At 73.4% G+C, this 20,817-nt stretch carries 21 protein-coding genes; 11 read left to right on the top strand and 10 right to left on the bottom strand.

Going from position 1 to position 20,817, the window contains the following annotated elements; translation table 11 throughout:
- Positions 1–8: 8 nt before the first annotated feature.
- Positions 9–1,367 carry a class-II fumarase/aspartase family protein gene (locus tag GD970_RS11825; protein WP_152203099.1) on the top strand — a complete coding sequence of 453 codons (1,359 nt, stop codon included), beginning with the start codon at positions 9–11 and terminating at the stop codon, positions 1,365–1,367.
- The gene (locus tag GD970_RS11820; protein ID WP_152203098.1) at positions 1,361–2,209 is read left to right on the top strand and encodes a cyclase family protein; all 849 of its coding nucleotides are present in this window, start codon (positions 1,361–1,363) and stop codon (positions 2,207–2,209) included. Before GD970_RS11825 ends, GD970_RS11820 begins: the two co-directional genes overlap by 7 nt.
- Here the strand turns inward: GD970_RS11820 and GD970_RS11815 are convergent.
- Positions 2,206–3,114 (bottom strand): LysR family transcriptional regulator, encoded by a 909-nt coding sequence (locus GD970_RS11815; protein ID WP_152203097.1) that lies wholly within the window; start codon positions 3,112–3,114, stop codon positions 2,206–2,208. The two genes, GD970_RS11820 and GD970_RS11815, sit on opposite strands and share 4 nt — an antisense overlap.
- An 87-nt stretch (positions 3,115–3,201) precedes the next feature.
- On the opposite strand from GD970_RS11815, the gene GD970_RS11810 reads away from it, so the two are divergent.
- Positions 3,202–4,287 carry a maleylacetate reductase gene (locus GD970_RS11810; protein ID WP_152203096.1) on the top strand — a complete coding sequence of 362 codons (1,086 nt, stop codon included), beginning with the start codon at positions 3,202–3,204 and terminating at the stop codon, positions 4,285–4,287.
- 136 nt (positions 4,288–4,423) lie between these two features.
- Entirely contained in the window at positions 4,424–5,308 is an 885-nt protein-coding gene (locus tag GD970_RS11805) for a sulfite exporter TauE/SafE family protein (protein WP_152203095.1), read from the top strand.
- 137 nt (positions 5,309–5,445) lie between these two features.
- On the opposite strand, the gene GD970_RS21660 is transcribed toward GD970_RS11805, so the two are convergent.
- The 6 genes from GD970_RS21660 to GD970_RS11785 form a co-directional block, all read right to left on the bottom strand.
- On the bottom strand, positions 5,446–5,787 hold the full coding sequence (locus tag GD970_RS21660) for a DsrE family protein (protein WP_170297186.1): 342 nt from the start codon (positions 5,785–5,787) through the stop codon (positions 5,446–5,448).
- A gap of 203 nt (positions 5,788–5,990) precedes the next feature.
- Positions 5,991–6,326, bottom strand: coding sequence for a hypothetical protein (locus GD970_RS21655; protein ID WP_170297187.1), 336 nt, complete (start codon positions 6,324–6,326; stop codon positions 5,991–5,993).
- A gap of 128 nt (positions 6,327–6,454) precedes the next feature.
- Positions 6,455–6,784 carry a metal-sensitive transcriptional regulator gene (locus tag GD970_RS11795; protein ID WP_152203093.1) on the bottom strand — a complete coding sequence of 110 codons (330 nt, stop codon included), beginning with the start codon at positions 6,782–6,784 and terminating at the stop codon, positions 6,455–6,457.
- Between the two features lie 141 nt (positions 6,785–6,925).
- Positions 6,926–9,250, bottom strand: a complete 2,325-nt coding sequence (locus tag GD970_RS11790; protein ID WP_152203092.1) for a heavy metal translocating P-type ATPase — start codon at positions 9,248–9,250, stop codon at positions 6,926–6,928.
- 64 nt (positions 9,251–9,314) lie between these two features.
- Positions 9,315–9,467, bottom strand: a complete 153-nt coding sequence (locus GD970_RS21650; RefSeq protein ID WP_155524108.1) for a hypothetical protein — start codon at positions 9,465–9,467, stop codon at positions 9,315–9,317.
- Positions 9,467–9,682, bottom strand: coding sequence for a heavy-metal-associated domain-containing protein (locus GD970_RS11785; protein ID WP_152203091.1), 216 nt, complete (start codon positions 9,680–9,682; stop codon positions 9,467–9,469). Before GD970_RS11785 ends, GD970_RS21650 begins: the two co-directional genes overlap by 1 nt.
- 340 nt (positions 9,683–10,022) lie before the next feature.
- Here GD970_RS11785 and GD970_RS11780 point away from each other — a divergent pair, with 340 nt between their 5' ends.
- Positions 10,023–12,290 (top strand): heavy metal translocating P-type ATPase, encoded by a 2,268-nt coding sequence (locus GD970_RS11780; protein ID WP_211489687.1) that lies wholly within the window; start codon positions 10,023–10,025, stop codon positions 12,288–12,290.
- A 55-nt stretch (positions 12,291–12,345) separates the two neighbouring features.
- Here the strand turns inward: GD970_RS11780 and GD970_RS11775 are convergent, their stop codons facing one another.
- The 3 genes from GD970_RS11775 to GD970_RS11765 form a co-directional block, all read right to left on the bottom strand.
- Positions 12,346–13,077 carry a sulfite exporter TauE/SafE family protein gene (locus GD970_RS11775; RefSeq protein ID WP_152203090.1) on the bottom strand — a complete coding sequence of 244 codons (732 nt, stop codon included), beginning with the start codon at positions 13,075–13,077 and terminating at the stop codon, positions 12,346–12,348.
- A 120-nt stretch (positions 13,078–13,197) separates the two neighbouring features.
- The gene (locus GD970_RS11770) at positions 13,198–13,887 is read right to left on the bottom strand and encodes an ABC transporter ATP-binding protein (RefSeq protein WP_152203089.1); all 690 of its coding nucleotides are present in this window, start codon (positions 13,885–13,887) and stop codon (positions 13,198–13,200) included.
- The gene (locus GD970_RS11765; RefSeq protein WP_152203088.1) at positions 13,884–14,960 is read right to left on the bottom strand and encodes an ABC transporter permease; all 1,077 of its coding nucleotides are present in this window, start codon (positions 14,958–14,960) and stop codon (positions 13,884–13,886) included. Before GD970_RS11765 ends, GD970_RS11770 begins: the two co-directional genes overlap by 4 nt.
- Before the next feature lie 191 nt (positions 14,961–15,151).
- On the opposite strand from GD970_RS11765, the gene GD970_RS11760 reads away from it, so the two are divergent.
- From GD970_RS11760 to GD970_RS11735, 6 genes are all read left to right on the top strand, one after another.
- A complete protein-coding gene (locus GD970_RS11760) occupies positions 15,152–16,345 on the top strand; it encodes a sensor histidine kinase (protein WP_226925302.1) in 1,194 nt (397 codons plus the stop codon).
- On the top strand, positions 16,342–16,974 hold the full coding sequence (locus GD970_RS11755; protein WP_152203086.1) for a response regulator: 633 nt from the start codon (positions 16,342–16,344) through the stop codon (positions 16,972–16,974). Before GD970_RS11760 ends, GD970_RS11755 begins: the two co-directional genes overlap by 4 nt.
- A 206-nt stretch (positions 16,975–17,180) precedes the next feature.
- On the top strand, positions 17,181–17,822 hold the full coding sequence (locus tag GD970_RS11750) for an ABC transporter permease (protein ID WP_152203085.1): 642 nt from the start codon (positions 17,181–17,183) through the stop codon (positions 17,820–17,822).
- On the top strand, positions 17,815–18,978 hold the full coding sequence (locus GD970_RS11745; protein ID WP_152203084.1) for an ABC transporter ATP-binding protein: 1,164 nt from the start codon (positions 17,815–17,817) through the stop codon (positions 18,976–18,978). Before GD970_RS11750 ends, GD970_RS11745 begins: the two co-directional genes overlap by 8 nt.
- Positions 18,975–19,799 carry an ABC transporter permease gene (locus GD970_RS11740; protein WP_152203083.1) on the top strand — a complete coding sequence of 275 codons (825 nt, stop codon included), beginning with the start codon at positions 18,975–18,977 and terminating at the stop codon, positions 19,797–19,799. The genes GD970_RS11745 and GD970_RS11740 overlap by 4 nt, the downstream gene beginning before the upstream one ends.
- Entirely contained in the window at positions 19,799–20,785 is a 987-nt protein-coding gene (locus GD970_RS11735; RefSeq protein ID WP_152203082.1) for a glycine betaine ABC transporter substrate-binding protein, read from the top strand. The genes GD970_RS11740 and GD970_RS11735 overlap by 1 nt, the downstream gene beginning before the upstream one ends.
- Positions 20,786–20,817 lie beyond the last annotated feature (32 nt).

Genomic DNA, 20,817 nt, shown 5'->3' with positions numbered 1-20,817 from the left:
CGAACCACATGTCCCTCACCCACGAGGTGCTGGCCCCCACGCCCATGCGCGCGATCTTCTCTGCCCGCAGCCAGGTGCAGCACATGCTCGACTTCGAGGCGGCCCTCGCCAGGTCCGAGGCCGCCCTGGGCATCATCCCGGCCGAGGCGGCGACCGCCATCGTCGCGTGCTGCTCGTCCGACCGGTACGACGTCGCGGACCTCGCCGAGCGGGCCCGCCAGGCGGGCACCACCGCGCTCCCGGTCGTCCAGGCGCTGACCAGTGCCGTGCCCGAGGCGCACCGTCGCTGGGTGCACTGGGGCTCGACCACCCAGGACGTCGTCGACTCCGGACTGATGCTCCAGGCCGCCGAGGGGATCGACCTCCTTCTCGCCTGGCTCGCCGAGGTCGGCACGCTGACCGCGCGCCTCGCCGACGAGCACCGTCGCAGTGTCATGGCCGGCCGCGGCTTCCTTCGGCACGCCCTGCCGGTGACCTTCGGTCTCAAGGCCGCGCAGTGGACGGTCGGCGTCGCCGATCTCGTCCACCGTCTGCGCCGGACACGGAACGAGGACCTGGCGGTCCAGCTCGGCGGAGCCAACGGGACCCTTGCCTCTCTCGGTGGCCGGGGGCACGAGCTCGTCCCCCTGCTGGCCGCCGATCTTGGCCTGGTCGCGCCGGTGATGCCCTGGCACAGCGTCCGCGACCGCATCGGCCACCTCGCCGGCACCGTCGGGATCGTCGCCCCGATCATGGCGAAGATCGCCCGGGACATCGGCCTGATGATGCAGACCGAGGTGGAGGAGGTGTTCGAGTCGACCCACGACCGCCCCGCCTCGACCGCCATGCCGCACAAGCGCAACCCGGTCGAGGCGATGACCGTCGTGGCGTGTGCCCAGGCGGCGTCCGGGCTGGTCGGCGCCCTGCAGTCCGGCCTGGTCCAGGAGCACGAGCGGTCGTTGGGCAGCTGGCAGGCTGAGCCGTTGCTGGTCGCCGACCTCTTCCTCGCCACCGGCGGCGCCGTCGAGGCTCTCCGCAACAGCCTGGCGCACCTGGAGGTCCGGCCCGAGGCCATGCGCAGGAACCTGCAGCTGACCGGTGGACTCGTGATGTCGGAGTCGGTGGTCTACGCCCTCGCCGGCAAGGTCGGCAGGACCGAGGCGTTCCGCCTCGTCGACGACGCCGTGCGGGCCGCCCGCGCCAGCGGCACCGACTTCGCCACCCACCTCGCCGCGGAACCCGCCATCACGGCGCTGCTCGACCTCGATGAGCTTTCCCAGGCCCTGGACCCCTACGGATACCTGGGTTCTACCGACCACTTCATCGACGAGGCGATCGGCCATCTCGACGCCGTCCTCCACGAGGAGATCAGGACCCCGCCATGCTGACCATCGCCCACGACGCCGAGATGGCCTCGCGGCTCCTCGACGTCGACCACCGCTTCCAGGCCTACGACCTCGCGCACGAGTTCACCACAGGCATGCCGCACCCCAGCAGGCACCCGGGGTACCAGCACAGCCTCCAACGCCGCCACGGCGACGTGATCCGGGCCGACAACACCTCTTCGGCCAGCGACCTGATCTCGACCGGAACCCACATCGGCACCCACGTCGACGCGCTCTCGCACTACTCCTGCGGCGGGCGGATGTTCGGCGGCGTCGACGCCACGGTTGCGCAGGAGGGGGGCCGCTTCTCCGAGCACGGCGCCGAGGCGATCCCGGTGTTCCTCACCCGGGGCCTCCTGCTCGACGTGCCCGGATGGCTCGGCGTGGACGTGTGCCCGGAGACCTTCGTCATCACGGCGGACCACCTCGAGCAGCTGGTCGGGGGTGAGGGGGCGATCCGGCCCGGTGACGTGGTGCTGATCCGCACGGGCTGGGAACAGCACTTCACCGCCCAGCCGCAGAGATATCTCAGCAACCCCGCGGGCATCCCAGGTGTCGACGGCTCGGCAGCGGAATGGCTGGCGGCCCAGGGCGTGTCCGCCGTCGGTTCGGACACGGCGGCGTTCGACGCCATCCCACCGGCCAACGGGCGGCTGTTCGATCTCCCGGCGCACAAGGTGCTGCTCGTCGACCACGGCATCCACATCATCGAGAACCTGCGGCTCGCCGAGCTCGCCGACGCCCGCGCGCGCGAGTTCTTGTTCGTCATGACGCCTCTGAAGTACGCGGGTGCGACGGCGTCCCCGGTGCGCCCGATCGCCTGCGTGCCGTCGTCGGGCGCCTAGGTGGTCGACGCACCGATCCCGGCGACGTCGAGCAGAATCTTCGTGGCCGGGGTCGCCTCCACGGTCGCGCTCCAGAGCATGACCGCCTCCAGTCCCGGAATGGGCTGCAGGATGCGGCGCGTGACCACGGACGTGGGCGCCACGGCGCCGAAGGTCCCGGGTATGAGACCGACGCCGAGGCCGGCGGCGACGAGCGGCGCCGCGGACTGCATGGTGGAGACGACCCGGACGTCCCTCGGTGGTCCGAGCTCCTCCCAGACGGCTTCGAGGATGCGGGTGGCTCCGGGCAGCCCGGGGGTTGTCTGCGGGACGATCCACACCTCGTTCAGCAGCGTTGCGAGGTCGATCGGGTCGGGAGCGTCCTGGTACCGCGGGGGGAGGACCGCGACGAGGGGCAGCGGCTCGACGGCGGCGACGTGCAGGCGCGTCTCGTACGAGTCCCGGAGGCGCGCCGCGTCAGAGGTGGCCACCACTCCGACATCGATCTGCTGCTGGAGCACCTGTTCGATGATCTGGCGTGAGGGCATCTCGATGAGGGTGATGTCGACGTCGGGCGCCCGGGAGGTGAACTCGGTCAGCAGTCCCGCCATGTGTGCCCACGAGTACGCCGGCACCGCGGCGATCGACACCTGGCCCTGGGTGCCGCGGCCCATCCCCTTGAGCCGGCGCTCCATGCCGGCGACCCGCTGCAACAGATCCGTGCCGGTCCGGACCAGGTACTCACCGGCCGGGGTCGGCACCACGCCCCGCGGGGTGCGGTCGAGCAGACGGACGCCGAGGGACTTCTCCAGCTGGTTGATGCTGGTGCTCAGTGGTGGCTGCGTCATGTGCAGGTCGACCGCGGCCGCCGAGAACGTGCCGGCCTCGACGACCGCAAGGAAGTACCTGATCTGGCGAAGATCCACCCCGCCATCCTGCCGTAGTGCGGAGGCCGGCTACGCCGGTCCTGCCCCGACCGCACAGCATGCCCGCGTCACGACCACAGGAGCGCCATGAGTTCGATCGACTTCACCCATGTCTCGTACGCCCAGCGGGTGGTGTTCGGCACCGGGCAGGCAGCACGCCACCTGTGCGCCGAGGTCGGGCGGATCGGCGCCCAGCGGGTGATGGTCATCACCGGCAGCACCGGGGGAGCGGCGGCGGAACGTCTCACGTCCGGGCTCGACGTCGTCCACTGGTGGCGCGGGGTGCAGCCGCACGTGCCCGCCGAGCAGGCCGAGACGGCGCGCCGTGCCGCCGCCGCGAGCGGCGCCGACGTCCTGGTCAGCGTCGGCGGCGGATCCGCCGTCGGGCTGGCAAAAGCCGTCGCCCTCACCACCGGCCTGCCCGTGGTGGCGGTGCCGACCACCTACGCCGGCTCCGAGGCGACGCCCGTCTGGGGGATCACCGAGACGGCCCGCAAGACCACCGGAACCGACCCTCGGGTGCTGCCCGCCGCCGTCATCTATGACGCCGAGCTCACGCTCGGACTGCCGGTGGAGCTGACCGTGGCCTCGGGCCTGAACTCGCTCGCCCACTGCGTCGACTCGCTCTGGGCGCCGCGCGCCAACCCCCTCAACGCCCTGCACGCGACCGAGGGCATGCGTGCACTCGCACGCGGGCTGCGGGCGGTCGCTGCGGACCCGCTCGGGCTGCCCGGTCGCGAGCAGTGCCTGTACGGGACCTACCTGGCCGCGGCCGCCTTCGCCGCAGCGGGTTCCGGCCTCCACCACAAGATCTGTCACGTGCTGGGCGGACGATACGACCTCCCGCACGCCCAGACACACGCCGTCGTCCTGCCGCACGTGCTGGCGCACCAGATGTCCGCGTTCCCCAGCGCCGGTGAGGCAGTCGCCCAGGCACTGAACGGGGGCGAGAGCGAGCGAGGAGCCGTCGACGGATTGACCGCGCTCGTCCGGCTCCGGGCTGAGCTCGGAGGACCCGTAGCGCTGCGCGACCACGGCCTGCGGTTCACGGACCTCGCTGAGGCGACGGAGCTCGTGATGGACGCCGTCACCGCCCTGGGCGCCCCACGGCCCGGGCGTGATGACGTCAGACGCATCCTGGAAGGGGCTTGGTCCGGCGTCATACCTGCCTGATCTCGAGACGGGGACCACCGCAAACGGTCCCCTCGCCCCACTCATGACCGGTATGGGCCACGCTGCCATGGCGGCGGAGCGCACCGGTGGCCCGTCTGACGTACCGTCGCCGCCATAACGGAAGAGGAGTCCCCACATGACCGACGCCCTGTTGGCCGCTGGCATTGGCGTTGCCGTGGGCGCGGTGGTCGGGGTGCTCGGCGGCGGTGGCGGCATCCTGACCGTCCCCATCTTCGTCTACCTCCTCGGCACGCCCCCCTACGAGGCGGCCACCGCATCGCTCGTGATCGTCGGTGCGACGTCGGCCACCGCCCTGATCTCCCATGCCCGCGCCGGCAACATCAGCTGGGGCCACGGAGCGGCTTTTGGTGTGCTGGGTGCCGCGTGGTCCTTCCTCGGCTCGCGCCTGTCGGCCGGCGTCGAGCCGGCGGCTCTGATGGCCACCTTCTCGGGGCTGCTCGCCGTCGTCTCTGTGCTCATGCTCCGCAGGGCGCGACGTCGCCCGTCGGGCGCGTCGGCAGGTTCCGACGCCGCCGTCGACGCGCCCAGCATGGGATCGGATCCCGATCCGGCCGACCGACCGGGCCCGGCTCGCCGGTTGGGACCGGCCTCGCCGCGCTCGTGGCACGGTGTGCGCCGAGCGCTCACCGTCATCGCCGCGGCATCAGTGACCGGCCTGCTCACCGGCTTCCTCGGCGTGGGCGGCGGCTTCGCGGTGGTGCCCGCTCTGGTGCTCGCCCTTCACCTGCGGATGCGCGTCGCCGTCGGCACCTCGCTGCTGGTGATCGCGCTCAACTCGGTCACCGGGCTTGTCGGCCGTGCGGAGAGCCTGGCCGGCCTGGACTGGGCGACGGTGACGACGTTCGCCGTGGCCTCGATGCTCGGCGGGGTCGCGGGGGCCCGGATCTCCAGGCGGTTGCAGCCGGGGCGGCTCACCGTGGCGTTCGCCGTCCTGCTTGCGCTCGTGGCCGTGGCGACCGCAGCGCAGGCGGTGCCGGATCTCATCAGCGGCCGCGCATGATCTGCCGTCAATAACAGGACCGGCGAGGCCTCTGTGTCGACCTGCGTCGGTGTTGAGAGGGGCGCGTTGAACGGGACCATGCCGGTGACGATCTCGCGCTGCGGGAGATGGCGAGCGAGTAGGAACCCCTGCCGGGATCAGGGACGTAAGTAGGCCCATCCCGCTCGCTGGCGTGCGACGAGGTGACCGACACCTGACGTCACGGGGACGGCACCGTCGACGAGGTCCGTGTCGGTCAGACCCTGCGAGCGCATGGAGTTGCGGCAGACCCGGAGCGTGACGCCCGCGGCCAGGGCCTGGGCGAGCGCATGAGAGGTTGGCATGCCCGGGCGAGCGAGGTCGATGGCCGGCCCGTGCACGACGACCTCCACGGTCGTGCCGGGCGGCACTTCCGGAAGCAGGTTCAGAGCATTGCGCAGCACTGCCCGGTGCTTGTCCTCCCCGGGCTCGTCGAGGTGGATCACCACGCCGTCGGTCATGCGGTCCTCCGGGTTCTTGCAGCTGTGGCCTGTCGCCGCAATGACCGTGGCGCCGCGGACGGCGACCGGTCGAAGGGGCAGGTCAACACTACGGTTGTGAGCGGCCCGGACGGCCGCACCAGTAAGGCGAGGTAGGCAGCAGTGACGGCGATCCCGGTGGGGGAGGGCCGTGGTGGGGCGGCGACAGGGAGCCTGGCGCGTCCTCAGGACTGGTGGTAGGCGGCAACCCCCGCGGCAGCCAGTACTACGACTGCGGCGGTGATGAGAGCCGCACCGGCCTGCGGGTGGCGCTGCAGCCACGTGGCCGCGCCCGGGTAGGCGGCGCCGAGCTCCTTGAGGGTGACGGGCCGCTCGAGCACCTCGGGGCGCAGTCCCAGCGACCCGGCGAGAGCGGTCAGGTCGGCCGGCTGCCACAGGTCCGAGCCCAGGCGCAGCAGCCGGCGCCCCGCCTTGTCGAGCAGGAGCAACGTGAGGAAGGTGCGGGTGTCCGGCCCGGTGCCCCGCACCGGCGCCAGGACGATCCGGCCGATGTCTCCCACATGGATTGAAGTCGCTCGTTTCAGCAGTTAACCGCCGCATTCCGATGGCGGCCTGCAATCGCAAGCCGGCGGAGCGGTGAGAGGTCATCGAGCAGGTTGGGTGCATGCGTGTCGGGCCGCGGTGCCGCCTACGAGCGGACCAGGCGGGCGATGGCGTCGGAGGCTTCCTTGATCTTGACGTCGGCGGCCTCGCCGCCCAGCTTGGCGGCGTCGACGACGCAGTGCTTGAGGTGGTCGTCGAGCAGGCCGAGGGCCACCCCCTCGAGGGCGCTGGTCAGGGCGCTGATCTGGGTGAGGATGTCGATGCAGTACTGCTCTTCCTCGACCATGCGGTGGATGCCGCGGGCCTGGCCCTCGATGCGCTTGAGCCGGGCGAGGTAGCGCTTCTTGTCGCTGATGTAGCCGTGCGAGTGGTGCTCGGCGCCGTGGTCCGGGGTTGGCTCGAGGGTGTCGGTCATGGTGATGCTCCTTGCAGGGCGGGGCCGGGCGGGAGGGGGAGCCGGTGTGCGGTACCGGTGCTGCCCGCTGTGCACATCGTGCCTCAAGGCGGGCAGCACCGGTCCGGGTGGGTTCAGGACGTGGCGGCGTCCCGGGCGGGCTCAGGCGCCGACCGGCTGGGCCACGCGGGCGCGGGTCCTGGCCGGGGACGGCTGGGGGGCGACCGCCCGGCTGGTGAAGGAGCGCAGGCGGAGGCTGTTGCCGACGACGAAGACGCTGGAGAAGGCCATCGCGGCGCCGGCGAGCATGGGGTTGAGCAGCCCGAGCGCGGCGAGCGGGATCGCGGCGGTGTTGTAGGCGAAGGCCCAGAACAGGTTGGTCCTGATGGTGCCGAGGGTCTTGCGGGCGAGCCGGATGGCGTCGGCCGCGCTGCGCAGGTCACCGCGGACGAGGGTGATGTCGGCAGCCTCGATCGCGACGTCGGTGCCGGTGCCCATGGCCAGGCCGAGGTCGGCCTGGGCGAGCGCGGCGGCGTCGTTCACGCCGTCGCCGACCATCGCGACGACCTTGCCCTCGCCCTGCAGGCGGGTGATGACGTCGACCTTGTCCTGGGGCAGGACCTCGGCGATGACCTGGTCGATGCCGACCTCGGCGGCGATCTGCTCCGCGACGGCGCGGTTGTCGCCGGTGAGCAGGACCGGGGTCAGTCCGAGGGCCTTGAGCTGGCGGACCGCCTGGACGCTGGTGGGCTTCACGGTGTCCGCCACGACGAGCACGCCGCGGGCCTGACCGTCCCAACCGACCACCACGGCGGTTCGACCCCGCGCCTCGGCGTCGGCCTTGGCGGCGGCCAGATCGGGGGTGAGGTGCTGCCCCCAGTCGGCGAGCAGGGACTCCCGTCCGACGAGGCCCGCGTGACCCTCGACCATGCCCTGGACGCCCTTGCCCGCGACGTTGGCGAAGTCCTCCGGCGTCGGCAGGGGTCCGACCTCCTGAGTGGCGGCCTTGGCGATGGCCTGGGCGATGGGGTGCTCGGAGGCGTGCTCGAGCGCTCCGCCCAGCCGCAGCAGCTGGGCACGGCCGATGCCGTCGGCGGCGATGACGTCGGTCAGGGTCATCCTGCCGGTGGTCACGGTGCCGGTCTTGTCCAGCACCACGGTGTCGACCTTGCGGGTGGACTCCAGGACCTCGGGGCCCTTGATGAGGATGCCCAGCTGGGCGCCGCGGCCGGTGCCGACGAGCAGCGCCGTGGGGGTGGCCAGCCCGAGGGCGCACGGGCAGGCGATGATCAGCACCGCCACGGCCGCGGTGAAGGCCGCGTCGAGGGGGAACCCGGCGCCGATCCAGGCGCCGAGGGCGGCGACGGCGATCGCGATGGCCACCGGGACGAAGATGCCGGAGACCTTGTCGGCAAGGCGCTGGACCTCGGCCTTGCCGGACTGGGCGTCCTCGACCATCTGGGCCATCTGGGCCAGCTGGGTGTCCGAGCCGACGCGGGTGGCGCGCACGACGAGGCGGCCGCCGGCGTTGACGGTGGCGCCGGTGACGGCGTCGCCCTCGCCGACCTCGACCGGCACGGACTCGCCGGTGAGCATCGAGGCGTCGACGGCGGAGGTGCCGGCGACGATGACGCCGTCGGTCGCGATCTTCTCGCCCGGGCGCACGACGAACTCGTCGCCCACGGCGAGCTCGCCGATCGGGATGCGGGTCTCCGCCCCGCCGCGGATCACGGCGACGTCCTTCGCGCCGAGCTCGAGCAGGGCCCGCAGCGCCGCCCCGGCCTGCCGCTTGGAGCGCTTCTCGAAGTAGCGGCCGGCGAGGATGAACATGGTCACCCCGGCGGCGACCTCCAGGTAGATGTTGGCGGCGCCGTCGGAGGGCGCGACGGTCAGCTCGAACGCGTGGGTCATGCCCGGGGTGCCCGCCGTGCCGAGGAACAGCGCGTACAAGGACCACAGGAATGCCGCCGTCGTGCCGACGGAGATCAGGGTGTCCATCGTCGCGGCGCCGTGCCGCAGGTTCGTCCACGCCGCCTTGTGGAAGGGCCAGGCGGCCCAGACGATCACCGGGGCGGCCAGGGCCAGGGAGGCCCACTGCCAGGAGGTGAACTGCAGCGCCGGGACCATCGCCATCGCGATGACCGGGACCGCGAGGACCACCGTGCCGATGAGCCGGTGGCGCAGCGCGGTCAGCTCGGCGTCCGGCTCCTCCTCGTCGGCGTCGTCGCCCGCGTCGGGGCTCTCCGTGCGGGGCAGGGCGGCGGTGTAGCCGGTCTTCTCCACCTCGGCGATCAGCACCGCCGGGTCGATGCCCTCGGGGGCGCTGATCTGGGCCTTCTCGGTGGCGTAGTTGACGGTGGCGGTGACGCCGTCGAGCTTGTTGAGCTTCTTCTCGACGCGCATCGCGCAGGAGGCGCAGGTCATCCCGCCGACCTCGAGCTCGATGAGGGTGCCCAGCGCCTGCGGCTGGCCTGGAGATGCAGACATTCGTGACTTCTCTCGTGGTGGTCGGTGCGGGTGGGTGTCCGCGCGCGTCCGTTGGGAAGCGGAATCAGTGGTCATCGCTGGAGCCGGCATGCTGAGCCGACTGGGTCCACGCCTGCACCGCTTCCTCCGGGACGACGGCGCCGGCGGTCGCGGCGGAGGCCACGAAGACCACAGCCAGGCCGGCGGCGTACAGGCCGATCCGTGCGGGCGCGTTCATCAGGCGCGCACCGCGGTGTAGCCGGCCTCGTCCACCGCGGCGAGCACGGCGGCGTCGTCGACCGGCCGGCTGGCGGTCACCACGAGCGTGCCGGTCTGCGCGCTGACGTCGATCTGCTCCACGCCCGCGATCTGACCGACCTCCTCGCGGACGGACATCTCGCAGTGTCCGCACGTCATGCCGGACACCTGGTACTGGAGATTGATGAGGCTCATGGCCGTGTTCCCTTCGTTCTAGATATACCCCCATGGGGTACTACTATCAGTGGCGTCAACGTATACGGGTGGGGGGTATTCTCGCAAGCGATCTCCTGCCCGGCGCTGGGCGGGCGTGCTGGGCGCCGCCTGCCGCGCCGCTCGCCGCGGCGCACGTCTGGGTGTGGGGTGGGGCGCAGGTGGGGCTGGTCGCCGCCGTGGCCGGCGGTGTGGTCGATGGGGGCTGAGTAATGCCTCTGGGGTGGGCTCTGGCCATGTTCGGGAATGTCCGCAGGGTCGTAGCGGTTGCGGCACCGTGATACCCCTAGAGGGTATGAATCGACGACGGAGAGGGACGACGATGAGGACGCCGGATCGGCACCCGCAGGAACGCCACACGGACGACGCTCACGGCACCGGCCGCCACGACGGCCACCCGGGGCACAGCGGCCACGGCGGGCCCGCGTCCGCGGTCGAGAGCGACACCCACGCCGGACACGACGCCCACGCGGGTCACGACGCCCACGCGGGTCAGGACGCCCACGCGGGTCAGGACGCCCACGCGGGGCACGGCGGGCACGCGGGGCACGGCGGGCACGGCGACCACGTGGCGATGTTCCGCCGCCTGTTCTGGATCAACCTCCTCCTCGCCGTGCCGACGGTGCTGCTCAGCGGGATGTTCGCCGACCTGCTCGGCTACTCGCTGCCGGACGTCCCGGGCCTCGCGCTGGTCTCGCCGGTGCTCGGCACGGTCATCTACTTCTGGGGCGGGCGGCCGTTCCTCACCGGCGCCGTCGCCGAGCTCCGGGCCCGCAAGCCCGGCATGATGCTGCTGATCGGCATGGCGATCACCGTCGCCTTCGTCGCGTCGTGGGGCGCCACGCTCGGCGTGCTCGCGGGCGACCTCTACTTCTGGTGGGAGCTCGCCCTCCTGGTCGTGATCATGCTGCTCGGTCACTGGCTCGAGATGCGCTCGCTCGCCAAGACCTCCTCCGCCCTGGACGCCCTCGCCGCGCTGCTGCCCGACGAGGCGGAGAAGGTCGACGGCGACCAGGTCGTCACCGTCGCCCCGGCGGACCTGCGGCTCGGCGACGTCGTGATCGTCCGCCCGGGCGGACGGATCCCGGCCGACGGCACGGTGGTCGACGGCGCAGCGGACGTGGACGAGTCGATGATCACCGGCGAGTCCCGGCCGGTGCGCCGCACCACCGGCGACCACGTCGTCGCCGGCACCGTGGCCACGGACAACGCCCTGCGGGTCCGGGTGGACGCCGTCGGGGACGACACCGCCCTGGCCGGCATCCAGCGGCTGGTCGCCCAGGCGCAGTCCTCCACCACCCGTGCCCAGCTCCTCGCCGACCGCGCCGCCGGCTGGCTGTTCTGGTTCGCCCTGGCCGCGGCGGTGATCACCATCGCCGTGTGGTCCGTCGTCGGCAGCCCCGACTTCGCCGTCATCCGGGCCATCACCGTCCTGGTCATCGCCTGCCCCCACGCCCTCGGCCTGGCGATCCCGCTCGTGGTGTCCATCTCCACCGAGCGCGCCGCCCGCGCCGGGGTCCTGGTGAAGGACCGCGGGGCGCTGGAGCGTATGCGCACGGTCGATGCCGTCCTCTTCGACAAGACCGGCACCCTGACCAAGGGCGAGCCCGCCCTGCACGACGCCGAGACCACCGGCCTGGACCGCGACGAGCTGCTCGCCCTGGCCGCGGCCGCGGAGTCCGACAGCGAGCACCCCCTCGCCCGGGCGATCACCACCGCCGCTCAGGCGCGCGGCCTGACCGTGCCCCGCGCGAGCGACTTCTCCGCCTCGACCGCCGTCGGGGTCACCGCCACCGTGGGCGGGCGCCGGGTCGCCGTCGGCGGCCCGAACCTGCTCGCGGAGCACGGCCTGGCGCCGCTGCCGCAGACGGCGGCATGGTCCGAGCGGGGCGCGATCGTCCTGCACGTCCTGCTCGACGGGCAGGTGGCCGGCGCGCTGGCCCTGGAGGACGAGGTGCGCCAGGAGTCGCGCGAGGCGGTCGACGCCCTGCACGCTCTCGGCGTCCACGTCGTGATGATCACCGGCGACGCCGAGCCCGTGGCCCGGGCGGTGGCCGACGAGCTGGGCATCGACCAGGTCTTCGCCCAGGTGCGCCCGGAGCACAAGAGCGAGAAGGTGCTCGAGCTCCAGCGGCAGGGCCGTACCGTGGCCATGGTCGGCGACGGCGTCAACGACGCCCCCGCCCTCGCCCAGGCCGACGTCGGCATCGCCATCGGGGCCGGCACGGACGTGGCCATCGCCTCGGCCGGCGTCATCCTCGCCTCGGACGACCCCCGCTCGGTGCTCTCCGTCATCCAGCTCTCCCGCGCCGGGTACCGGAAGATGAAGCAGAACCTGTGGTGGGCCGCCGGGTACAACATCGCCGCCGTCCCGCTCGCCGCCGGCATCCTCGCCCCGGTCGGGTTCGTCCTGCCCATGGAGATCGGCGCGCTGCTGATGTCCGCCTCGACCATCGTCGTGGCCGCGAACGCCCAGCTGCTGCGCCGGCTGGACCTGCGGCCGGAGACCGCGACCGCCGCCGCCCACGGCGCGGCGCCGGTCCGGAGCGTCGGTGCTCCGCGCCAGGAGGCCGAGCTGGCCCGGCGCTGATCCGGCGGCCGGGACCGCTCCCGGACAGGTCCTACCTGTCCGGGAGCCCGGTCGCTCAGAGGGCGGTGAGGCCGTCGAGCACCGACCACACGGCGCCCAATGCCGCCACGGCAGTGATGCCGGCGCCGATCACCCGAGCGGGCAGGCGCCGGGCCACCACGTCGCCGAACGCCACTCCCAGCACCATCGCCAAGGCGATCGCGAGCCATCCCCATCCCAGGTCCGGCCACGCCCCTGGGTCAACCGTCACACGAGCGAACACCGCGACGCTGGATGTCCCGATGAAGAACGGCTGCAAGGTGGCGGCAAAGCTGGCGTGGTCCCAACGTGTCAGCGTGCGTAGCACGGCCATGGCAGGGCCGCCGATCCCGGCGAGTGCCGCCATCGCCCCGGACGCCGCTCCGGCGCCCGCCGTGAGGACCGGTCCGCGCTCGAGGTGCCGGGCCCGGGCGACCAGGGCCGAGACCAGCAGCGCCACGAGCACCAGCGCGCCGATGATGATCTGGGCCCACGCCGTCGGCAGCTGCTCCGCCAGCAGGGTGCCGGCTCCCACGCCCACGATGCCCGGGGGGAGCATGGCCCACAGCGCCCGCCACTCGACCGCGCGGTGGGTGCGGGCGAGGACCAGCACGTTGGCGAGGACTCCGAGCAGATTGCCGATCAGCACGCCTGCCGCCGGCCCGAGGGCGACGACGATGAACGGTGCCGAGACCAGCACCAGCCCCATGCCGGTGGCCCGTTGTGCCAGCCCGCCCAGGAGCACGGAGATGAGGACCGTCGCCGTCACAGCGGGGGGTCCGGGAAGGAGGCGACATGCATGCGTCCACCGTATCCGCGGGACCACCGACCACCGGACGGCCACCCTCCGGTCCGACACCGTGCGTCGAGGGTGCGCACCCCGACGATCTCAGGCGGGTGCGGGAACCGTGTCCGCCCGCAGGCGCCCGTCGACCATCGTCACCACGCGGTCGGCGACCCCCAGGTGGGACTCGTCGTGGGTGACGAGGACGGTGGCGGTGCGCCGCTCGCGGGTGAGCGTCGCGACCAGGTCCAGGATCGCGGCGCCGCGCTCGTGGTCCAGCGCGCTGGTGGGCTCGTCGACGAGGAGGACGTCGGGATCGTTCATGAGCGCCCGGGCGATGTTGATCCGCTGGCGCTGCCCGCCGGAGAGCTGGTGGGGGCGGCGCCCGGCCTGGTCGGCGAGCCCGACGGCGTCGAGCAGCTCGAGGGCACGGGCGCGCACGGTGCGCGGGGCACGCCGATCGAGGTGGGCCATGACCTGCAGCTGCTCGGCCGCGGTGAGGGAGGCCAGCAGGTTCGGCTGCTGGAAGACGATCCCGATCCGGGTGCGCCGCAGGGCGGCGAGCTCGGGGCGGCCCAGTCCGGTCGTGTCGGTCCCGGCGACGACCACCTGCCCGCGGTCGGGGGTGATGAGCGTGGCGGCGACGGCGAGGAGGCTCGACTTGCCCGAGCCGGAGGGGCCGACGACGGCCGTGAGGCTGCCGGCCGGGACGTCGAGGCGGACGTCGTCGAGGGCGGTGACGCGCGCGGCGCCATCGGGGTACGTGAGGGTGACGTGGGACAGGTACAGGCTCAACGGGCGCTCCCAAGGGCGGTGAGGGGGTCGACGGAGGTGATGCGGCGGATCGCCAGGGCCGCGCCGAGCGACCCCAGGACGACCAGCACGAGAGCGGGCACGAGCACCGTGCCGGCGTCGAGGACGACGGGGACGGCGTCCCCGACCAGCGCGCCGACACCGAGGGTGATGCCCACGCCGGCGGCGGTGCCCAGCGCGAGCAGGACGACCGCCTGCCCGAGGGCGTCGCGCAGCAGGTAGCCGGTGGAGGCCCCGAGCGCCTTGAGGACGGCGACGTCGGCGCTGCGCTGGATGGTCCAGACGGTGAAGAACGCCCCGATCACGAGGGCCGAGATGGCGAACAGGAAGCCCCGCATCAGCTGCAGGGAGCCGTTCTCGGAGGTGAACGAGGCGATGGCGGTGACCGCGTCGGCGGTGGGCACGGTGCGGGTGCCGAGCCGCGCGTCGGCGGCGGCGAGGTCGACGTCCCCGGTGGTGCGGAGGGCGATGACGGTCGCCGCGAGGTCGGCGCCCGCGGGCGTCCCGGTCAGCCGCGCGGCGTCGGCGAGGGTCGCCCACACCACCGGCGTGTGGCTGTAGGACGCCTCGCCGCCGACCGCGCCGACCCGCAGCGCGTGCCCGCCGATCGTCACGGTGTCACCCGCGCTCACGTCGAGGTCCTTGGCGGCGCCCGTGGAGAGGACGACGGCGCCGTCGCGCGGGCTCGTGCCCGGGGCCAGGGGCGACCCGGGGGCGACGCCGAAGACGGACACGCTCGCCGTCCGCCCGGCCTCGGCGCGGGTGGTGGCGATGGCCAGCGGGTCGGCGCGGACCACCCCGGGCACCGCGGCCCAGGACCGCCAGGACGGCTCGTCGAGCCGGGAGCCGGTGAAGGACACGTCCTCGCCCGGCTGGGGGGCCGAGAAGGCCAGGTGGTCGGCGGGCAGGTCGGTGATGGCGGAGGTGCTCTCCCGGGCCAGCCCGGCGGTGAGGGCCGAGACCAGGCCGACGAGCACGGTGATGAGCACGACGACCGTGCCCATCAGGGTGAACCGTCCTCGGGCGAACCGGAGATCTCTCCAGGCGACGTACACGTGCAGTCCCTTCGTCGTTCGCGCCGGCGGTCTGCCGGCGTGCTCCCACCCTCGCGGGCGGGCAGGGAGGTGGGCATCGGCCCTCGAGCGGCCCCGGTGCGGCCGTTGGGTGCACGCGCGCCTCCACCCTTTGGCCGATGCCGGGCGGAGCGCGGGCGACCTAGCCTGGGAGGACTGTGAACCCCGATGCGTTGAGCCCCGTGCTGCGCCTGCTGCGCGCCTGCCTCCACCTGCTGGTGGCCGCGCTGCTGACGCTCGCGGTGGTGCGGGCGGTCCGCGCGGGTGGCCCGGAGGCGGGCGCCGTCGTCGCCGCGGCGGTGGTCCTCGCGGGGATCTACGCCTCGGGCTCGGTCCTGCCGGCGGTGCGCCGCTCGCGGGCCGCGGCGTCGGGGTGGCTGGCGGCGGTCGGGGTCGCCTGGCTGGTGCTGCTCGTCCTCTCCCCGGACGGGATCTGGCTGGCCTTCCCGCTCTTTTTCCTCCAGATGCACCTGCTGCCCCGCCGGTGGGGCCTGGCCGCGGTGGCGACGACGACGGCGCTCGCCGTCGCCGGCTTCGGCTGGCACCAGCACGCGATCACCGCGGCGATGGTCATCGGGCCGGTCCTCGGCGCCGCCGTCGCGGTCGCGACCGTGCTCGGGTACGAGGCGCTGTACCGCGAGAGCGACGAGCGCCGCCGCCTCATCGAGGACCTCACCGCCACCCGCGCCCACCTGGCGGCCGCCGAGCACGCCGCCGGGGCGCTCTCCGAGCGGGAGCGCCTGGCCCGGGAGATCCACGACACCCTCGCCCAGGGTCTCTCCAGCATCCAGCTGCTGCTCCGGGCGGCCGAGCGCGCCCTGCCCGACCGGCCCGAGGCCGCGCTCGGCCACGTGCGGCAGGCCCGGCAGGCGGCGGCGGACAACCTCGCCGAGGCGCGCCGCTTCGTCCGCGACTGGTCCCCGCCCGACCTCGAGTCCGGGTCGTTGCCCACCGCGCTCGAGCGGCTGACGGCGACCGCGTCGGCCTCGTCCGGCGTCGCGGTCGGCTGCCGGGTCTCGGGCGACCCGACGCCGCTGCCCACCGCGCACGAGGTGGCGCTGCTGCGGATCGCCCAGTCCGCCGTCGCCAACGCCGTCGAGCACGCGCACGCCACCCGGATCACGGTCACCCTGAGCTACATGGACGACGAGGTGGCTCTCGACGTCGTCGACGACGGCGCCGGGTTCGACGCCGCGGCACGCCCCGCGACGGCCGGGGAGCGGGGCTTCGGCCTGGCGGCGATGCGGGCGCGCGCCCAGGCCCTGAGCGGGGTCCTCGTGGTCGAGTCCGCGCCGGGCGCCGGCACGGCGGTGTCGGTGACGCTGCCGGTCGGCGCGGTCGCCGAGGCCCGCGGGGCGCGGGCATGAGCGCCACCGTCCGGCTGCTGCTCGCCGACGACCACCCGATCGTGCGTGCCGGCCTGCGCGCGGTGCTGGAGACCGAGCCGGACTTCGCGGTGGTCGCCGAGGCGGCCACGGCGGAGGCGGCGGTCGAGCTGGCGCGCCGGCTCGACGTCGACGTCGTGCTCATGGACCTGCAGTTCGGCGGCGGGATGCACGGGTCGGAGGCCATCGCCGCCATCACCGGCCGCCCCGGCGGGCCCCAGGTGCTGGTGCTCACCACCTACGACACCGACGCCGACGTGCTGGCCGCCATCGAGGCCGGCGCCACCGGCTACCTCCTCAAGGACGCCCCGCCGGAGGAGCTCGCGGCGGCCGTGCGGGCGGCGGCGACCGGCCGGTCCGTGCTGGCGCCCGCCGTCGCGATGCGGCTCATGGACCGGGTGCGGGCGCCGGGGGAGGCGCTGACCCGCCGCGAGACGGAGGTGCTCCAGCTCGTGGCCCAGGGGCACTCGAACCAGCAGATCAGCCGGCTGCTGTTCCTCAGCCAGGCCACCGTGAAGTCCCACCTCGCGCACATCTACACCAAGCTCGGCGTCGACTCCCGGACCGCGGCGGTGGCCGCCGCCACCGGACGCGGCCTCATCCGCCGCTGAGCCCCGGACGCGGGCTCCTTCGCCGCTGAGCCCCGGACGCGGGCTCCTCCGCCGCTGATCGCGCCGCGACCGCGCGGCCTCACGGCGCAGATGATCCGCCGCTCCCCGGGCCTCGGCTTTGCCCGACTTTGACCGTTAAGTGGTTTTTGACCGATGTTTCCCCTAATGTGGCTGGGCGTTCCGTCCATCCGAAGGGGAAGACGCCCGTGTGGGAGTACGTGGTCGAGCGAAGTGACCAGATCCTCTTCCTGTCGTACCAGCACGCGAGCCTGGTGATCCAGTGCGTCGCGCTGGCGACCGTGATCGCGATGCTGGTCGCCGTCGTGGTGTACCGCAACGAGCGGTTCGCCTCGGTGGCGAACTCCGTCTCCGCCGTCGGCCTGACGATCCCGTCGTTCGCGCTGCTCGGCATGCTGGTCGCGCCGTTCGGCTTCGGGGTCCTCTCCGCGGTGATCGCGGTGACCTTCTACGCCGCCCTGCCGATCCTGCGCAACGCCGTCGTGGGCCTGGCGGGGGTCGACGCCCGGCACGTGGAGGCCGCGCGCGCCATCGGCATGAGCCGGCTGGGTGCGCTGGTGCGCGTGGAGCTGCCCCTCGCCTGGCCCGTCATCCTCGCCGGCATCCGGGTGTCTACCCAGATGGTCATGGGCATCGCCGCCATCGCCGCCTACGTGCTGGGCCCGGGGCTGGGCGGCTTCATCTTCTCCGGCCTGGCCCGCCTGGGCGGCGCGAACGCCGTGTACTCCGCGCTGACCGGCACCATCGCCGTCGTCGTCATCGCACTCGTGGTCGACCTGCTCCTCGTGCTCGTCGGCCGCCTGACCATCCCCAGGGGGATCCGTGCTTGAGACCACCACCGCACCCACGGCGACGGCCACCACCGGCGCCGCCATCCAGCTGCAGGGCGTGACCAAGCAGTACCCCGGCCAGCCACGCCCCGCGGTGGACACCATCGACCTGGACATCCGCGCCGGGGAGATCCTCGTGCTCGTCGGCCCGTCCGGGTGCGGCAAGACGACCACGCTGAAGATGATCAACCGGCTCATCGAGCCGTCCTCGGGCCGGGTCGTGCTCGACGGCGAGGACGTCACCAGCATCGACGCCGACCGGCTGCGCCGGCGGATCGGGTACGTCATCCAGGCCGGCGGACTGTTCCCGCACATGACCGTCGGCGACAACGTCGCCCTGGTGCCGGGCCTGCTCAAGTGGGACAAGGACCGCACCCGGGCCCGCGTCGACGAGCTGCTGGACCTGGTGGGCCTGGACCCCGACGCCTACCGCGACCGCTACCCGCGCGAGCTCTCCGGCGGTCAGCAGCAGCGCGTCGGCGTGGCCCGCGCCCTGGCCGCGGACCCGCCCGTCCTGCTCATGGACGAGCCCTTCGGCGCCGTCGACCCCATCACCCGCCAGCGCCTCCAGGACGAGCTGCTCAGCATCCAGGAGGAGCTCGGCAAGACGATCGTCATCGTCACGCACGACTTCGACGAGGCCGTGAAGCTCGGCGACCGCATCGCGATCCTCGACGTCGGCGCCCGCGTGGTCCAGCTCGACACCCCGGCGGAGATCCTGGCCAACCCCGCCGAGGAGTTCGTCGCCGACTTCATCGGCTCCGGCGCCTCCCTCAAGACCCTGTCCCTGACCCGGCTGGGCGACGTCGAGCTGCGCCCCGGCGTCACCGCCCGGGTGGGCACGCCCGCCGACGAGGCGGTGGCCCGGGCCCGCGCGGCCGGCTACCGCTCGGTGGTCGTCGTCGACGAGCGCAACCGCCCGCTGCGCTGGCACCCGCTCGCCCAGCTCGAGGGCACGGGCACCCTCACCGGCGAGCTGGACGAGAACCTGCCCGCGCTGGGCCGGCACGCCAGCCTCAGCGAGGCGCTCGACGCGATGCTCACCGCCTCCCAGAACGGCGTGATCGTCACCGGCCGGCGCGACACCTACCTCGGCCTGGTCACCGTCAAGACCGTCATGTCGTTCATGACCCCCGACGAGGAGGGGCAGCCGTGACCGCCACCTCCACGGCCCGGGTCGAGGACGAGGCCACGGCGGCGGCCGCGGCCGGGCAGGCCGGCGAGGCGCAGGCCGAGCTCGACGCGGCCGAGGGCGCCCGCCCCTGGCGCACCCTGCTGCGCCAGCCCGTGCTGATCGCCGTCGCCCTGGCCGCCTACGTCCTGTGGCTCTCGACGGCGGAGCTCACCGCGATCGAGCGGCGCCCGCTGTCGTGGGGCGCCCTGGGCCCGGCCGTCGCCGAGCACCTGCGCCTGACCTTCGTCTCCGCCGCCCTCGTGGTCGCCATCGCGGTCCCGCTGGGCGTCCTGCTCACCCGCCGGCCGTTCCGCCGGCTGGCCGGCCCGGTCATCGCCGTCGCCAACGTCGGCCAGGCGGCCCCGGCGATCGGCCTCGTCGTCCTGCTGGCCATGTGGCTGGGCTTCGGCCCGGGCACCGCCGTCGTCGCCCTGGTGGCCTACGCGGTGCTGCCGGTGCTGCGCAACACGATGGTCGGCCTCGGCGGCGTGGACGACCGGCTCGTCGAGGCCGGCCGCGGCATGGGCATGACCGCCCTGGCCGTCCTGCTGCGCGTGGAGCTGCCGCTGGCCGTCCCGGTGATCCTGGCCGGGGTGCGCACCGCCCTGGTGCTGCTCGTCGGCACCGCCACGCTCGCCGTGTTCATCAACGGCGGCGGCCTGGGGATCCTCATCACCACGGGGATCAACCTGTACCTGCCCAACCTGCTCGTCTCCGGCGCCCTCCTGGTAGCGCTGCTGGCCCTGCTCATCGACTGGCTGGGGCGCGTGGTGGAGCACGTGGCCCGCCCCCGAGGACTGTGATGTCTCGACGCACCCGCCTGCTGGCCGCCGCCGCGGCGGCCTCCGCCGCCCTGCTCGCCGCCTGCGGGCTCCAGCCGGCCACCGGATACGTCCCGGCCGTGGACCCGGGCAGCATCACCCCGGTCGACGGCGCCGAGGACGTCGCGGTGACCGTGGGGTCGAAGAACTTCAGCGAGCAGCTCATCCTCGGCAAGATCGCCGTCCTCGCGCTGCGCGCCGCCGGCTTCCAGGTCACCGACTCCACCAACATCCCCGGCTCGGTGGCCTCCCGCGAGGGCCAGCTCGCCGGCGACGTCGACATGGGGTGGGAGTACACCGGCACCGCCTGGGTGGCCTACATGGGCCAGACGGGCATCCCCGACCGTGAGCAGCAGTGGCGCGCCGTCCACGAGGCGGATCTCGAGAACGGGCTCACCTGGCTGCCGCCCGCCCCCATGAACAACACCTACGGCTTCGCCATGGGCCCCGACGCCGCCGCCGGGCTCGGCATCGCCGCGCTCTCGCAGGTCGCCGACCTGCCGGTGGAGGAGCGCACGTTCTGCGTGGAGAGCGAGTTCCGCAGCCGGGACGACGGCCTCGAGCCCATGCTCGAGCACTACGGCATCCCGCTCGGTGACCCCGCCGGGGTGCCCGCCGAGAACATCAAGGTGATGGACACCGGCGCCATCTACGCGGCCACCGCGGCGGGGGCGTGCAACTTCGGCGAGATCTTCACGACCGACGGGCGCATCCTCGCGCTCGACCTCACCGTCCTCGACGACGACGAGCAGTACTTCCCGTCCTACAACGTCGCCGCCGTGGTGCGCACGGACACGCTCGAGGAGGCCCCGCAGATCGCCGAGGTCTTCGAGTCGATCACCCCGCTGCTGACCGACGAGCTGCTGATCGACCTCAACGCCCGCGTCGACGTCGACGGCGAGGAGCCGGCCGACGTGGCGCTGGACTGGATGGTCGCCGAGGGGCTGGTCACCGCGCCCGGCGCCTGACCGCGCCGCGGGCCGGTGGTGTGCCCATCGGG

This window comes from Georgenia thermotolerans (assembly GCF_009193185.1).
GTDB classification, from domain to species: domain Bacteria; phylum Actinomycetota; class Actinomycetes; order Actinomycetales; family Actinomycetaceae; genus Georgenia; species Georgenia thermotolerans.
Note: the sequence above shows the minus strand (reverse complement) of the source record. Positions and strands in the feature narration are given on the sequence as shown.